At 63.2% G+C, this 13,733-nt stretch carries 12 protein-coding genes; 5 read left to right on the top strand and 7 right to left on the bottom strand.

All coding sequences use genetic code 11. The features are described from left to right. Nucleotides 1-2: 2 nt before the first annotated feature. Entirely contained in the window at nt 3-1,004 is a 1,002-nt protein-coding gene (locus AC0L3J_RS02890) for a 2-hydroxyacid dehydrogenase (protein WP_007598360.1), read from the bottom strand. A gap of 325 nt (nt 1,005-1,329) precedes the next feature. Between AC0L3J_RS02890 and AC0L3J_RS02885 the strand changes: the two genes are divergently transcribed. Beyond that, on the top strand, nt 1,330-1,860 hold the full coding sequence (locus AC0L3J_RS02885; protein WP_456767017.1) for an SH3 domain-containing protein: 531 nt from the start codon (nt 1,330-1,332) through the stop codon (nt 1,858-1,860). Nucleotides 1,861-2,042: 182 nt separating this feature from the next. Here AC0L3J_RS02885 and irrA read toward each other — a convergent pair whose 3' ends face one another. Beyond that, nucleotides 2,043-2,534, bottom strand: coding sequence for an iron response transcriptional regulator IrrA (gene irrA, locus AC0L3J_RS02880; RefSeq protein ID WP_473345858.1), 492 nt, complete (start codon nt 2,532-2,534; stop codon nt 2,043-2,045). Between the two features lie 355 nt (nt 2,535-2,889). On the opposite strand from irrA, the gene fabA reads away from it, so the two are divergent. From fabA to fabI, 3 genes are all read left to right on the top strand, one after another. Continuing rightward, entirely contained in the window at nt 2,890-3,411 is a 522-nt protein-coding gene (gene fabA / locus AC0L3J_RS02875) for a bifunctional 3-hydroxydecanoyl-ACP dehydratase/trans-2-decenoyl-ACP isomerase (protein ID WP_456767018.1), read from the top strand. Nucleotides 3,412-3,450: 39 nt separating this feature from the next. Further along, complete coding sequence (gene fabB, locus AC0L3J_RS02870) at nt 3,451-4,674, top strand: beta-ketoacyl-ACP synthase I (RefSeq protein ID WP_473288304.1); 1,224 nt, start codon at nt 3,451-3,453, stop codon at nt 4,672-4,674. A gap of 137 nt (nt 4,675-4,811) precedes the next feature. After that, nucleotides 4,812-5,612, top strand: a complete 801-nt coding sequence (fabI, locus tag AC0L3J_RS02865) for an enoyl-ACP reductase FabI (protein ID WP_473345857.1) — start codon at nt 4,812-4,814, stop codon at nt 5,610-5,612. Nucleotides 5,613-5,749: 137 nt separating this feature from the next. On the opposite strand, the gene AC0L3J_RS02860 is transcribed toward fabI, so the two are convergent. From AC0L3J_RS02860 to AC0L3J_RS02845, 4 genes are all read right to left on the bottom strand, one after another. Further along, entirely contained in the window at nt 5,750-6,628 is an 879-nt protein-coding gene (locus tag AC0L3J_RS02860; RefSeq protein WP_473345856.1) for a hypothetical protein, read from the bottom strand. Nucleotides 6,629-6,700: 72 nt separating this feature from the next. Continuing rightward, nucleotides 6,701-7,582 carry a hypothetical protein gene (locus AC0L3J_RS02855; protein WP_473345855.1) on the bottom strand — a complete coding sequence of 294 codons (882 nt, stop codon included), beginning with the start codon at nt 7,580-7,582 and terminating at the stop codon, nt 6,701-6,703. Between the two features lie 46 nt (nt 7,583-7,628). Then, nucleotides 7,629-8,093 carry a GNAT family N-acetyltransferase gene (locus AC0L3J_RS02850; RefSeq protein ID WP_473345854.1) on the bottom strand — a complete coding sequence of 155 codons (465 nt, stop codon included), beginning with the start codon at nt 8,091-8,093 and terminating at the stop codon, nt 7,629-7,631. 7 nt (nt 8,094-8,100) lie between these two features. Then, nucleotides 8,101-9,027 carry a hydrogen peroxide-inducible genes activator gene (locus AC0L3J_RS02845; RefSeq protein WP_018455793.1) on the bottom strand — a complete coding sequence of 309 codons (927 nt, stop codon included), beginning with the start codon at nt 9,025-9,027 and terminating at the stop codon, nt 8,101-8,103. Nucleotides 9,028-9,141: 114 nt separating this feature from the next. Between AC0L3J_RS02845 and katG the strand changes: the two genes are divergently transcribed. Beyond that, nucleotides 9,142-11,310: a catalase/peroxidase HPI gene (katG, locus tag AC0L3J_RS02840; protein WP_473345853.1), complete on the top strand. Its 2,169-nt coding sequence runs from the start codon at nt 9,142-9,144 to the stop codon at nt 11,308-11,310. 76 nt (nt 11,311-11,386) lie between these two features. On the opposite strand, the gene pnp is transcribed toward katG, so the two are convergent. Next, entirely contained in the window at nt 11,387-13,540 is a 2,154-nt protein-coding gene (pnp, locus tag AC0L3J_RS02835) for a polyribonucleotide nucleotidyltransferase (RefSeq protein WP_007598347.1), read from the bottom strand. Nucleotides 13,541-13,733: the final 193 nt, after the last annotated feature.

The raw sequence follows: 13,733 nt of genomic DNA, 5'->3' as shown, positions 1-13,733 counted from the left end.
CGTCACAGCATGCTTGGCAGCACGCGATCCGGCGGCTTGTGGGCGTCGAGGAAGGTGCGGATGTTGATGATCACCTTCTCGCCCATCTCGACGCGGCCCTCGATCGTGGCCGAGCCCATATGCGGCAGCAGCGTCACCTTGCCGGCCTTGGCGAGCCGCACCAGCTTCGGGTTCACTGCAGGCTCGTGCTCGTAGACATCGAGGCCGGCGCCGCCGATCTCGCCGCCTTCGATCAGCTTGATCAGCGTGTCCTCGTCGGTGACCCCGCCGCGCGCGGTGTTGACGATGTAGGCATCCTTGCGAATGAGCTTCAGGCGGCGCGCCGACAGCAGATGGTAGGTCGCCGGCGTGTGCGGACAGTTCACCGAGATAATGTCCATCCGCGCCAGCATCTGGTCGAGGCTTTCCCAATAGGTCGCGCCCAGCTCTTCGGCGATCTTCGGCGCCACCGGCCGCCGGTTGTGATAGTGGATCTGCAAGCCGAAAGCGCGGGCGCGGCGTGCGACCGCCTGGCCGATGCGGCCCATGCCGATGATGCCGAGGCGCTTTCCGCCGATGCGATGACCGAGCATCCAGGTCGGCGACCAGCCCGGCCATGGTTTTCCTTCCGTCAGGATCGAGGCGCCTTCGATCATCCGCCTGGGCACGGCGAGGATCAGCGCCATGGTCATGTCGGCGGTGTCTTCGGTCAGAACTTTCGGTGTGTTGGTGACGGTGATGCCGCGGGCATGCGCGGCCTCGACATCGATGTTGTCGACGCCGTTGCCGAAATTGGCGATCAGTTTCAGCCTGCAGTCGGGCTGGTTGACGATGTCGGCGGAGATGTGATCGGTCACGGTGGGGACCAGCACGTCGGCGGTGCGGGCGGCTTCCGCGATCTGCTCGGGCGACATCGGCGCGTCGTCGAGATTGATCCGCGCGTCGAACAGCTCGCGCATCCGGGTCTCGATCGAGTCCGGAAGCTTGCGCGTCACGACGACGAGGGGCTTTTTCTTCACCGACATGTCCTGCCCTCATGAGGCGTTGCAAGCCGCCTCTGTCACCAAAGGCCGGCCGTTGAGGCCTCATTAACCCGGTTGTTCGACACTGCCTTTTGCCGTGTCGTCCCCGGCGTTTCCTTCAAGCTCTCCCGACATTTCCGGCCGGAAAATCGGGACAAACCGGTTGTTCAGACGTCCGTCCTCTCTAGCAGAAGGCCGGGCCAAGACAAGAACCACGGGCAAGGGCTCGGGAACACCCGCGTGGGGCGGGTCAGGGGCGACGGCGGCCTGGTTTTGGAATTTGGGGTGAGGGCCCGGCTCGGCCGGACCTTCGACAGGAGACGGGTTGATGGCGTTGGGGCGTTTTTGTTCGGTGATGGCGCTCGTTTGCACCTGGTTGAGCGCTTCGGTCAGTCCCGGGCATTCGGCAAAGGACAGCACACCCCAGACGGCCTCGGGCCTGCCGGTGCCGCGCTACGTCAGCCTGAAATCGGATCACGTCAACGTCCGCGCCGGCCCGACCAAGGACAATGACGTCGCCTGGGTCTACACCCGCTCCGGCCTGCCGGTCGAAATCACCGCCGAGTTCGAGAACTGGCGCCGGGTGCGCGATTCCGAGGGCGCCGAGGGCTGGGTCTATCACTCGCTGCTGTCGGGCCGCCGCACCGCGGTCGTCACGATGAAGCACAAGGACGAGCTCGCGCCGATCTACGATCGCGCCGATCCCGACAGCGCGGTGGCCGCAAAGCTCCAGGCCGGCGTCGTCACCCAGGTGAAGAAGTGCAGCGCAAACTGGTGCCACGTTCTCGGCAACGGCTTTGACGGCTGGATTCAGCAGGAGCGCCTCTGGGGCGTCTACTCGGACGAGCAGGTGAACTGATCTGGTTGTCGTCCCGGCCTAGTGCGCAACTGCGCACGGGGGGCCGGGACCCATAACCACAGGCAGTAGTTTGAGGAAGACTGGTAGTTGCCCGGTCGTCCCGCGATACAGATTGCTGCGATTATCTATAAATCACGCGGTATGGGTCCCGGCCTTCGCCCGGACGACGCGAGATTCGAAGCTCAGCGCTTCTTGCGCAACCGTACGACCATGTCGATGCGGGCGATCTCGTAACCCGCGGGCACCTCCGGCATCTTGGACAGCGCCAGATGCGGATCCTCGATATCGACCAGCTCATGGCTGTTCTCGAGGTAGTAGTGATGGTGGGTGGTGACGTTGGTGTCGAAATAGGTCTTGGTGCCGTCGACGCTGACCTGACGCAGTAGACCGGCGTCGGTGAGCTGGTTCAGGGTGTTGTAGACGGTCGCCAGCGAGACCGGCACCTTGGCCAGCGTCGCTTCTTCGTAGAGCATTTCAGCCGTGAGGTGACGTGCACCCTTGCCGAACAGGAGCCAGCCGAGCGCCATGCGCTGGCGCGTCGGGCGAAGCCCTGCGGACTGGAGCATTTCGTTGACGTCGTGCCACGGGCAACCGGTCAAAGCCGGCTGGCGGCCGGACATAAGAGCCGCCGCATGGGCCTCTTCGTCGCGATTGGGCGCGTTATTTTCGTTCATTTCCAGCTTCGGGCACGCGTGAACACTGTGATCCCCAAACATATATGGAGAGATAGATGCAGATGCAAGTTTCTCGCAACTAGAGTGGTTCTAATCAGGTAGGGAACCGGCTTGCTGGCCCGTCATTTTACCTTCATGAGAGCGCTTTGCTACCCGAAAAGGCCTGTGTTAGAGAGCCCGCGGTTCCGCTTAACCGATTTTGGCGCGACCCGGCATTGAAGGCCGCTCGCTATCGATCCAGGGTCCTTCGGTATTCTCGTCCGACAATGGCAACAGATGTTGCCTTTCGAGCAGGAGAGGGCCCATTTTCGCCGGAAACGCCGCTCAATCGGGGTTTGAACACAAAGGCTTCCGCATGCTGAACAGGCGCAACGGTTACGAATATGAAGATCTGCTGGCATGTGCCCGCGGCGAGATGTTCGGCCCTGGCAATGCGCAATTGCCGCTGCCGCCGATGCTCATGTTCGACCGCATTGCGGACATCAGCGAGACCGGCGGTGAATTCGGCAAGGGCGTGGTGCGCGCCGAGCTCGACGTGAAGCCCGACCTCTGGTTCTTCGGCTGCCACTTCAAGAACGATCCGGTGATGCCCGGCTGCCTCGGGCTCGATGCGCTGTGGCAAATGGTCGGCTTTTATCTGGGCTGGAGCGGCGGTGAAGGTCGCGGTCGCGCGCTTGGCCTGAACGAGCTGAAGTTCAGCGGCCAGGTGCTGCCGGAGGCCCGCAAGGTTGTGTACAACATCGATATCAAGCGCGTGATGCGTTCAAAGCTGGTGCTCGGTATCGCCGACGGATGGCTTTCGGTCGATGACCAGATTATCTATCGCGCGAAGGATTTGAAGGTCGGCCTGTTCAAGCAGGGCACGAGCCTGGGCTGAGCGCATCACCACGAAGACAACGATTGAGGCGAGGCTGTCATGAGGCGGGTTGTGGTCACCGGGATGGGCATTGTCTCCTCCATCGGAAACAACACCCAGGAAGTGCTTGCGAGCCTTCACGAGGCGAAGTCGGGCATTTCGCGGGCTGAGAAATATGCCGAGCTCGGCTTCCGTTCGCAGGTGCAGGGTGCACCGACGCTCGATCCTTCGACGGTGGTCGATCGCCGCGCCATGCGTTTCCTCGGTCAGGGCGCGGCGTGGAATCACGTCGCGATGGAACAGGCGATCCAGGATTCCGGTCTTTCGCCTGACGAAATTTCCAATATTCGCACCGGCATCATCATGGGCTCCGGCGGCCCGTCGGCGCGCACCATCGTCGAGGCCGCCGACATCACCCGCACCAAGGGACCGAAGCGCGTCGGGCCGTTTGCAGTGCCGAAGGCGATGTCCTCCACGGCCTCCGCGACGCTTGCGACCTGGTTCAAGATCAAGGGTGTGAACTATTCGATCTCGTCCGCCTGCGCCACGTCGAACCATTGCGTCGGCAACGCCTATGAGACGATCCAGATCGGCAAGCAGGACGTCATCTTCGCTGGCGGCTGCGAGGAGCTGGACTGGTCGCTGTCGGTGCTGTTCGACGCCATGGGCGCGATGTCCTCGAAGTACAACGACACGCCTGCCACGGCCTCGCGTCCCTACGACGTCAACCGCGACGGCTTCGTGATTGCCGGCGGCGCCGGCGTGCTGGTGCTGGAAGAGCTCGAGCATGCCAAGGCGCGTGGCGCGCGCATTTACGGCGAGATCGTTGGCTACGGCGCGACGTCCGACGGCTACGACATGGTCGCACCGTCAGGCGAGGGCGCCGAGCGCTGCATGCGCATGGCGATGTCGACCGTGAAGACCAAGGTCGACTACATCAATCCGCACGCGACATCGACGCCGGCCGGCGATCCGCCGGAGATCGACGCGCTCCGCAGGGTGTTCGGAAGCGGCGAGAAGTGCCCGCCGATCTCGGCGACCAAGGCGCTGACCGGTCACTCCCTGGGCGCAACCGGCGTGCAGGAAGCGATCTATTCGCTGCTGATGATGAACAATGGTTTCATCTGCGAGAGCGCCCACATCCAGGAACTCGACCCCGCGTTCGCCGATATGCCGATCGTGCGCAAGCGCATCGACAACGTCAAGATCGGCACCGTGCTGTCGAACTCCTTCGGCTTCGGCGGCACCAACGCCACGCTCGTGTTCAGCCGGCTGGATGCGTGACGTCCTTGCGGACGCGCTGGTAATTTTCTCGTCATGGCCGGGCTTGTCCCGGCCATCCACGTCTTGGTCCCGGCTTCGAAGGGCGTGGATGCCCGGGACGAGCCCGGGCATGACGAAAGCGGAAAGCGATCGAAACGATGCAGGAATTAATGAAAGGCAAGCGCGGTCTGATCATGGGCATCGCCAATGATCATTCGATCGCCTGGGGCATGGCGAAGACGCTGCATGCCCATGGCGCCGAGCTTGCCTTCACCTTCCAGGGCGAGGCCCTGGGCAAGCGCGTCAAGCCGCTCGCCGAGCAGCTTGGCGTCGACATGGTGCTGCCCTGCGACGTCGAGGACATCGCCAGCGTCGACGCCACATTCACGGCCTTGCGCGAAAAGTGGGGCCGGCTGGATTTCGTGATCCACGCGATCGGCTTCGCCGACAAGAACGAGCTCAAGGGCCGCTACGCCGACACCAGCCGCGAAAATTTTTCGCGCACCATGGTGATCTCCTGCTTCTCCTTCACGGAAGTGGCAAAACGCGCCGCCGAGCTGATGACGGAGGGCGGCAGCATGATCACGCTGACCTTCGGCGCCTCGGAACGCGCGATGCCGAACTACAACGTGATGGGCGTGGCCAAGGCGGCGCTGGAAGCCTCGGTGCGCTATCTTGCGTCAGATTTCGGACCGCGCGGCATCCGCGTCAACGCGATCTCCGCAGGCCCGATCCGCACGCTCGCCGGCTCCGGCATCGGCGAGGCGCGCGCGATGTTTGCCTTCATGCAAAAACATTCGCCGCTCCGCCGCGGCGTCACGCTCGATGAGCTCGGCGGCTCGGCGCTGTACCTGCTGTCGGATCTCTCCGGCGGCGTGACCGGCGAAATCCATTATGTCGATAGCGGCTACAACACCGTCCTGATGCCGCGGCCGGACGATTTGAAGGCGCCGGAGTAGCTCTCGTAGAGTGGGCAAAGGCGCGCAAGCGACGTGCCCACGATTTCTTAAAATTGGGCCACGAACGGTTCTTCGGCCAGTATCTGCCGTCACCGCTCAACCATCGCGGCTATGTTTTGCCGCGAGCGACGTGTTGATCAGCGCGCGTCGCTGTTGCGTGTCGCTCGTTGAAACCCGAGCAAGAGCGGCAGCGTCTTGTCGAGGCTTTCCGTCAGCATGGCGCGCACGCCGTCGCGCAGTGCGGGATTGTCGGCGGCATCTTCAGGGCGGGTTGGAAACGATTCTGCGGGTAGTTCGCGATAGGGGCCGCCGATCTGCACGCCCAGAAGCCTCTGCACCATGAGGGAATGATGCGTGTTGATCAGCGCAGAACTCTGTCTGACAACGGAAAAGTCGCGCCCGTCGAAGATGCGGACAAACGCCAGGGCGTAGAGATAGATGCGACGCCCGAGCACCACATCATGGTTGAGGATGCCGAAGCCGCGGACCGTATAGTTGGATGACCCGAAAGGGCTGATTGAATTGAGGATCTGGATGTAGTGCCGGCAATTCGTTCCTTTCACGACCTCGCGCATGTATTGGGCCAGCTCCGCATTGAGATCGCGGAACAACCTGTCCTTCAATGTATCCTTGGACTCGTCGTGGGGAGGAAATTTCGCCGGGTTGTAGGGGATTCTCAGAACGGATACGCCGGCAGGGATCGCGGCGCGAGTCCGCGCGAAGATCAGATCATTGAGTCCCCAGCCCGGGATCGGGACGACCGTCTTCTTGTTCTGAAATACGGTCAGGCCGGTCGTCAACACGGTGAACTCATCGCCGGTGGTGACGACGACCCCGAAGTCGCACAGGCCACCGACCACGGGAGCAGGCTTGGCCGTCCGCGTGGTTGTCTTGCCGTTGGCTTGCTTGACGGCTGATCCTGCCGTCTCCGTCCCTGGTGGTCCCGATTTGGTCTGCGCCCAGGCAGATGTCGAAAAGCACCACACGACAGCCGCAAGGACGACGAGCCGGGCCAAAACGTCAAATGCAGCCCAGCCGCAGGAACCGGACGAGCGATAGCCTTTGTCGCGTCCCCTCGGCAAAGGCGCTTACTCGCCCTTGATATACGCGGGTAGATACTGGTCCAGCTGGGCCGTGAGCAGGCCGCGTGTGCTGTCACGCAGCAATGCACTGCTGGTCACCTGTTCCGGAGTTTTGGGAAATTCGAGATTGTTGAGGATTTGCATATTGTCGTTCTTGTTGGAGAAACTCGAAGCAATCACATCGCCGAAGCTGCGGGTAGGCGCCCGATGGATGTCGAAAGTCCGTCCGTCAAAAACGTTGATGCGGAAATAGGAAACCACGACGCCGCGCCCGGAAGGGCTCGCCCAATTCTTGTAGACCCCGAGGCCCTCGATTGATTGATTGGTGCCATCAACCGAAACGCGGGCTTTCGTGGCTACGACGTAACGTTCGCAATTCGAAGTTCCGGCGATCTGCCGCACCAGGGCCGTCAGGTCGTCACGGTCCTTGCGGAACAGTTTCGCTTCCGGATGATAGTACGGCCTGAAGGCTCCGCTTGCGTAAGCGATCTTTCGGACAGCGGTGCCGGGCGCCGCGGCGCGAACCCTCGCGACAAACAGATCATCGATACCCCACGTCTCGATCGGCGCCTCCATGTACTCGTTGCCGAGCATCGTGAGGCCAACATGTTGCACCGAGAACTGGTCTCCGATCGCGGAAATGACGCCGATCTGACAGGGGCCGCTCTCCGCCGCGACTGGCTGTTGTGCAGCCGGTTTGGCCTTCGGCGCCGCCTTCTTCACTGCCTTCTTGGCCGGCGCCGCCGTCTGAGCGGGAGGCGCGGTGGTTGCGGGAAGGGTTTGCGCGGCTGCCGTAGTGAGCAGGGACAGCACCGCGATCAGCGAGACAGCAATTCGAAACATCGATTCCGGGAGATCAGGGGCAGGAGGACGGCGGATACGCCACACTAAATTGGAACCGTGACAACCGCAAGCTGCACCAAGCGGCCACTGCCTATCCGGCGGGCCGCTGCCGCCGCCACCGATAATACTTCATCATGAACCCGTTCGACGGCTCGACCTCTTCCTTCTCGAACACAAAGCCCTCGCGCTCGTACCAGCGCCAGGCTTTTTCGTTCTCGCGGACGCAGCGCAGAGACATCTCATCCGGCATTTGCGTGCGCGTGAAGGCGAGCAATTGGCGGCCGAGCGATTGGCCCTGATAGGCGGGCGCGACGAACAGCATGTCGAGATAGAATTTAGGCAGATGCAGCGCCAACATCGCGGCAATCGTGCCGTTGTCGTCGGCGACGAACAGGCTCCAGCCGTCCTCGATCTCGCGCCGGATGCGTGCACGCAGGTTCGCCAGCAGGAAGTCGCTCGTCTCGCCGAGCCCGGTCGAGACCCAGCTCTCCATCCAGACACGGCCGATCTCGTCGTATTCGTCCGCTCGGGCCCGGCGGATGAGGAGGTGGGGCATCAAGGCCTCAGGTTGGCTTGCTGCGCACGGATGGACGCGCGCGAACCTTGCCCGCCGACAGGCACACCACCTCGGAGATTTGCAGCAGTTGCCGCGCCAGCGGGCTGGTCTTGCGCCAGACCATGCCGATGGTGCGCGACGGCTGCGGGTCGCGGAAGCGTGCCAGCGAGACTGAGGCCGATCGCGTCTCCACCGACACGGCCATCTCCGGGATCAAGGTGACGCCGATGCCGGCGCTGACCATCTGGACCAGCGTCGACAGCGAATTGGCATCCAGCATCTCGCGCGGCGGCGCCGATTGCATGTTGCAGAATGACAGCGCCTGATCGCGGAAGCAGTGCCCCTCTTCGAGCAACAGCAGCCGCATCTCGCGCATCATCTCCCGCGATGGTGCCGGCGTTCCCTCGTCCGCGCTCGGCCGCACCAGCAGGAATTTTTCCTCGAACAGGGCGACCTCGGTGAGCGAGGGCTCGGACACCGGCAACGCCACGATGGCGGTGTCGAGCCGACCTTCCACCAGTTCCTGGATCAGCCGCGGCGTCATCGTCTCGCGCACGCGGATGTCGAGCTCCGGATGCATGCGCGTCAGATTCTTGGTGATCGTCGGCAGCAGATAGGGCGCGATCGTCGGGATCATGCCGATGCGCAGCCGTCCGGAGAACCGGTCCTGCGAGGCGCGGGCGAAATCGCCGAGTTCGTCGACCGAGCGCAAAATGTCGCGGACGCGCTGCGCGAGCTCCTCGCCGAATCGGGTCAGCGCCACCTGCCGGGCGCTGCGCTCCAGCAGCAACCCGCCGAGCGCCTCCTCCAGCTCCTTGATCTGCATTGACAGCGCCGGCTGCGAGATCGAACAGGACTCAGCCGCGCGGCCGAAATGACTGTGACGCGCCAGGGCGTCGAAATACCGGAGCTGGCGCAGGGTGAGGTTTAGCATCAGAAAATCTTATCGCTGCGATCATTAAAGTCAACTTCCCCTGATCGAACGCGAAGCTTAGAGTGCTTCTACCTGGTCAAAGGCGCGAGTTCGACGCCACCAGAGGAGGTATTCATGGACGACTCTTCAAAGTGCCCGTTTTCGGGTGGAAAACGTGTGCCGGCGAACCGCGATTGGTGGCCGACCCAGCTCAGCATCGAGATGCTGCACAAGAATTCGGCCAAGTCCGACCCGATGGACAAGGACTTCGACTACGCCAAGGAATTCAAGTCGCTCGACCTGAACGCGATCATCAAGGACCTGACCGCTCTGATGACCGAATCGCAGGAATGGTGGCCCGCTGACTTCGGTCACTACGGCGGCCTCATGATTCGCATGGCCTGGCATAGCGCGGGCACCTATCGCACCACCGACGGTCGCGGTGGCGCCGGCGCCGGGCAGCAGCGTTTCGCGCCGCTCAACAGCTGGCCCGACAACGCCAATCTCGACAAGGCCCGCCGTCTACTCTGGCCGATCAAGCAGAAGTACGGCCGCAAGATCTCCTGGGCCGATTTGATGGTGCTGGCCGGCAACGTCGCGCTGGAATCGATGGGGTTCAAGACGTTTGGCTTTGCCGGCGGCCGCGTCGACGTCTGGGAGCCGGAAGAACTGTATTGGGGTCCGGAAGGCACGTGGCTGGGCGATGAGCGCTACAGCGGCGAACGCCAGCTCGCCGAGCCGCTCGGTGCGGTGCAGATGGGCCTCATCTACGTCAATCCGGAAGGCCCGAACGGCAAGCCGGATCCGATCGCCGCGGCAAAGGACATCCGCGAGACGTTCGCCCGCATGGCGATGAACGACGAGGAAACCGTCGCGCTGATCGCCGGCGGTCACACCTTCGGCAAGACCCATGGCGCCGGCGATCCGTCGCTGGTCGGACCGGAGCCGGAAGCGGGCGCGCTCGAGGATCAGGGCCTCGGCTGGAAGAGCAAACATGCGTCGGGCCACTCGGGCGACGCTATCACCAGCGGTCTCGAGGTGACTTGGTCGCAGACCCCGACCAAGTGGAGCAACTACTTCTTCGAGAACCTGTTCAACTTCGAATGGGAGCTGACCAAGAGCCCGGGCGGTGCGAACCAATGGACGGCAAAGGGCGCCGACCCCGTGATTCCCGACGCTTTCGACAAGTCGAAGAAGCATCGGCCGACGATGCTGACGACCGATCTCTCGCTGCGTATGGACCCGGCCTATGAGAAGATCTCGCGCCGCTTCCTGGAGAATCCCGATCAGTTCGCGGACGCCTTCGCCCGTGCCTGGTTCAAGCTCACCCATCGCGACATGGGTCCGGTCGTGCGCTATCTCGGCCCGCTGGTGCCGAAGGAAACGCTGATCTGGCAGGACCCGATCCCCGCCGTGAATCACGAGCTGGCCAGCGAGCAGGATATCGCCTCGCTGAAGACCAAGATCCTGGCCTCGGGTCTGTCGGTCTCGGAGCTGGTCTCGACCGCATGGGCGTCGGCCTCGACGTTCCGCGGCTCGGACAAGCGCGGCGGCGCCAACGGCGCACGCATTCGCCTCGCCCCGCAGAAGGACTGGGAGGTGAACGAGCCGGCTCAGCTCTCGAAGGTTTTGGGCAAGCTCGAAGCGATCCAGAAGGACTTCAACGCGTCATCCGGTGCGAAGAAGGTCTCGCTGGCGGACCTCATCGTGCTCGGCGGCACCGCCGCGGTCGAGAAGGCCGCGAAGGATGCCGGCATCGACGTCAAGGTTGGCTTCACGCCGGGCCGCATGGATGCCTCGCAGGAGCAGACCGATGCCGCTTCGTTTGCTCCGCTGGAGCCGCGGGCCGATGGCTTCCGCAACTTCATTGGCAAGCGGCAGCAGTTCATGATGCCTGAGGAAGCTCTGGTCGATCGTGCGCAGCTGCTCCGGCTTACCGGCCCGGAGATGACGGTGCTCCTCGGCGGTCTGCGCGTTCTCGGTGCCAATGCGAACGGTTCGAAGAACGGCGTCCTCACCTCGAAGGTGGGAACGCTGAGCAACGACTTCTTCGTCAACCTGCTCGACATGAGCACGCAGTGGACGCCGGCCGGCACCGACGGCACCTATGAGGCCCGCGACCGCAAGACCAACGCGGTCAAGTGGACCGGCACGCGCGTCGACCTGATCTTGGGTGCGCACTCGCAGCTTCGCGCCTACGCCGAGGTCTATGCCACGTCGGATTCCAAGGAGCAGTTCGTCAAGGACTTCGCCAAGGCCTGGACCAAGGTGATGAACCTCGATCGCTACGACATCGCGGCCTGATTCCAAAGCTCAGCAAGCGACAAACAAAAAGGGCGGCCGCGAGGCCGCCCTTCGTGTTTCTGGCAGGTGGCGAGATTTACTCGCCGGCCGCTTCGCGCGCGGGCTGCTGGCTCTCGCCCTTGCCCTCGAGGTCTTCGCCGGTCTCCTGGTCGACCACTTTCATCGACAGGCGGGTCTTGCCGCGGTCGTCGAAGCCGAGCAGCTTGACCTTGACCTTGTCGCCTTCCTTGACGACGTCGGAGGTCTTCTGCACGCGCGCCGAAGCGAGCTGGCTGATGTGGACGAGACCGTCCTTGGAGCCGAAGAAGTTCACGAAAGCGCCGAACTCCATCACCTTGACGACGGTGCCGTCATAGATCTGGCCGACTTCCGGATCGGAGGCGATCGACTTGATCCACTTGATCGCGGCCTTCATGGCCTCGCCGTCGTTGGAGGCGACCTTCACGGTGCCGTCGTCCTCGATATTGACCTTGGCGCCGGTCTTCTCGACGATCTCACGGATCACCTTGCCGCCGGTGCCGATCACTTCGCGGATCTTGTCGGTGGCGATCTTGAAGGTCTCGATGCGCGGCGCGTATTCGCCGAGCTCGGCACGGGCGTTGGTGAGCGCCTTCGACATCTCGCCGAGGATGTAGATACGCCCATCCTTGGCCTGGCCGAGCGCGACCTTCATGATCTCCTCGGTGATGCCCTCGATCTTGATGTCCATCTGGAGCGAGGTGATGCCCTGCTCGGTACCGGCGACCTTGAAGTCCATGTCGCCGAGATGGTCCTCGTCACCGAGGATGTCCGAGAGAACCGCGAAGCGCTTGTCTTCGAGGATCAGGCCCATCGCGATGCCCGCGGTCGGCCGCTTCAACGGCACGCCGGCGTCCATCAGCGCGAGCGAGGCGCCGCAGACCGAAGCCATCGACGAGGAGCCGTTGGATTCGGTGATCTCCGACACCACGCGCGTGGTGTAGGGGAATTCGTGGTGCGGCGGCAGCACCGGGTGGATCGCGCGCCAGGCGAGCTTGCCGTGGCCGATCTCGCGGCGCTTGGTGCCGCCGAGGCGGCCGGTCTCACCGACCGAGTAGGGAGGGAAGTTGTAGTGCAGCAGGAACGTCTCTTTGTACGTTCCCGACAGCGCGTCGATGTACTGCTCGTCCTCGCCGGTGCCGAGCGTGGTCACGACCAGCGCCTGGGTCTCGCCGCGGGTGAACAGCGCCGAGCCGTGGGCGCGGGGCAGCACGCCGACTTCGGCGACGATGTTGCGCACGGTCTTGGAATCGCGGCCGTCGATGCGCTTGCCGGTGTCGAGGATGTTCCAGCGAACGATCTTGGCTTCGAGCTCCTTGAACACGCCGCCGATGCGCAGCTTGTCGTATTTCGGCTCCTGGCCTTCCGGGAAGTAGTGCGCGATCACCTTTTCCTTGACCTTGCCGACCGCGGCGTAGCGATCCTGCTTGACCGGAATGGCGTAGGCGGCGCGCAGTTCCTGCTCGACCATGCCGAGCATTTCCTTTTCGAGCGCCGAATTGTCGATCGTGGTGACCTCGCGCGGCTCCTTCGCGGCCTTTTCGGCGAGCTCGATGATCGCGTTGATCACGGGCTGGAAGTGGCGGTGACCGAACATCACGGCGCCGAGCATGATCTCTTCGTTCAGCTCCTTGGCTTCCGATTCCACCATCAGCACCGCGTCTGCGGTGCCGGCGACGACGAGGTCGAGCTGGGTGTCGACCATCTCGTCGAGGGTCGGGTTGAGGATGAACTCGTCATTGGCGAAGCCGACGCGCGCGGCGCCGATCGGGCCCTTGAAGGGAGCGCCCGACAGGGTCAGCGCGGCCGACGAGGCCACCAGCGCGACGATATCGGGATCGTTCTCCATGTCGTGCGAGAGCACGGTGACGATCACCTGGGTCTCGTTGCGCCAGCCGTCGACGAACAGCGGACGAATCGGACGGTCGATCAGGCGGGAAACCAGCGTTTCCTTCTCGGTTGGACGACCTTCGCGCTTGAAATAGCCGCCGGGAATGCGGCCGGCCGCGTAGGTCTTCTCCTGGTAATCGACGGTCAGCGGCAGGAAGTCGACGCCTTCGCGCGGCGACTTCGCGGCAACGACGGTGGCGAGCACCACGGTCTCGCCGTAGGTCGCGACGACTGCGCCGTCGGCCTGGCGGGCGATCTTGCCGGTTTCGAGCTTGAGAGGGCGTCCACCCCAGTCGATCTCGACTGAATGCTTATTGAACATAGAGGTCTTCTTTCATGGGTTCTCGAAAGAAGGACGGGTCGAAAAACAAAAACCATGCGCAAGATTGCGGGACGTTGATCGAAGCGGGCGATCAGCGTCCTGCGATCCTGCCATGGTTTTTGGATTTCGGATGGCGTCCATCCCTTCGGGTCATACGGGCGCCTTGCCCGTTGTGCCCAGCCGCCGGATTGCT

The organism is Bradyrhizobium sp. Kon37, assembly GCF_055807535.1.
The sequence above is the reverse complement of the archived record's forward strand: the minus strand, read 5'-3'. Positions and strand labels throughout refer to the sequence as shown.

What these genes read in the sequence shown, in the direction of transcription:
- AC0L3J_RS02890 (WP_007598360.1), bottom strand. Translation starts at nt 1,004, where the DNA reads ATGTCGGTGAAGAAAAAGCCCCTCGTCGTCGTGACGCGCAAGCTTCCG.
- AC0L3J_RS02885 (WP_456767017.1), top strand. Translation starts at nt 1,330, where the DNA reads ATGGCGTTGGGGCGTTTTTGTTCGGTGATGGCGCTCGTTTGCACCTGG.
- irrA (WP_473345858.1), bottom strand. Translation starts at nt 2,534, where the DNA reads ATGAACGAAAATAACGCGCCCAATCGCGACGAAGAGGCCCATGCGGCG.
- fabA (WP_456767018.1), top strand. Translation starts at nt 2,890, where the DNA reads ATGCTGAACAGGCGCAACGGTTACGAATATGAAGATCTGCTGGCATGT.
- fabB (WP_473288304.1), top strand. Translation starts at nt 3,451, where the DNA reads ATGAGGCGGGTTGTGGTCACCGGGATGGGCATTGTCTCCTCCATCGGA.
- fabI (WP_473345857.1), top strand. Translation starts at nt 4,812, where the DNA reads ATGCAGGAATTAATGAAAGGCAAGCGCGGTCTGATCATGGGCATCGCC.
- AC0L3J_RS02850 (WP_473345854.1), bottom strand. Translation starts at nt 8,093, where the DNA reads ATGCCCCACCTCCTCATCCGCCGGGCCCGAGCGGACGAATACGACGAG.
- AC0L3J_RS02845 (WP_018455793.1), bottom strand. Translation starts at nt 9,027, where the DNA reads ATGCTAAACCTCACCCTGCGCCAGCTCCGGTATTTCGACGCCCTGGCG.
- katG (WP_473345853.1), top strand. Translation starts at nt 9,142, where the DNA reads ATGGACGACTCTTCAAAGTGCCCGTTTTCGGGTGGAAAACGTGTGCCG.
- pnp (WP_007598347.1), bottom strand. Translation starts at nt 13,540, where the DNA reads ATGTTCAATAAGCATTCAGTCGAGATCGACTGGGGTGGACGCCCTCTC.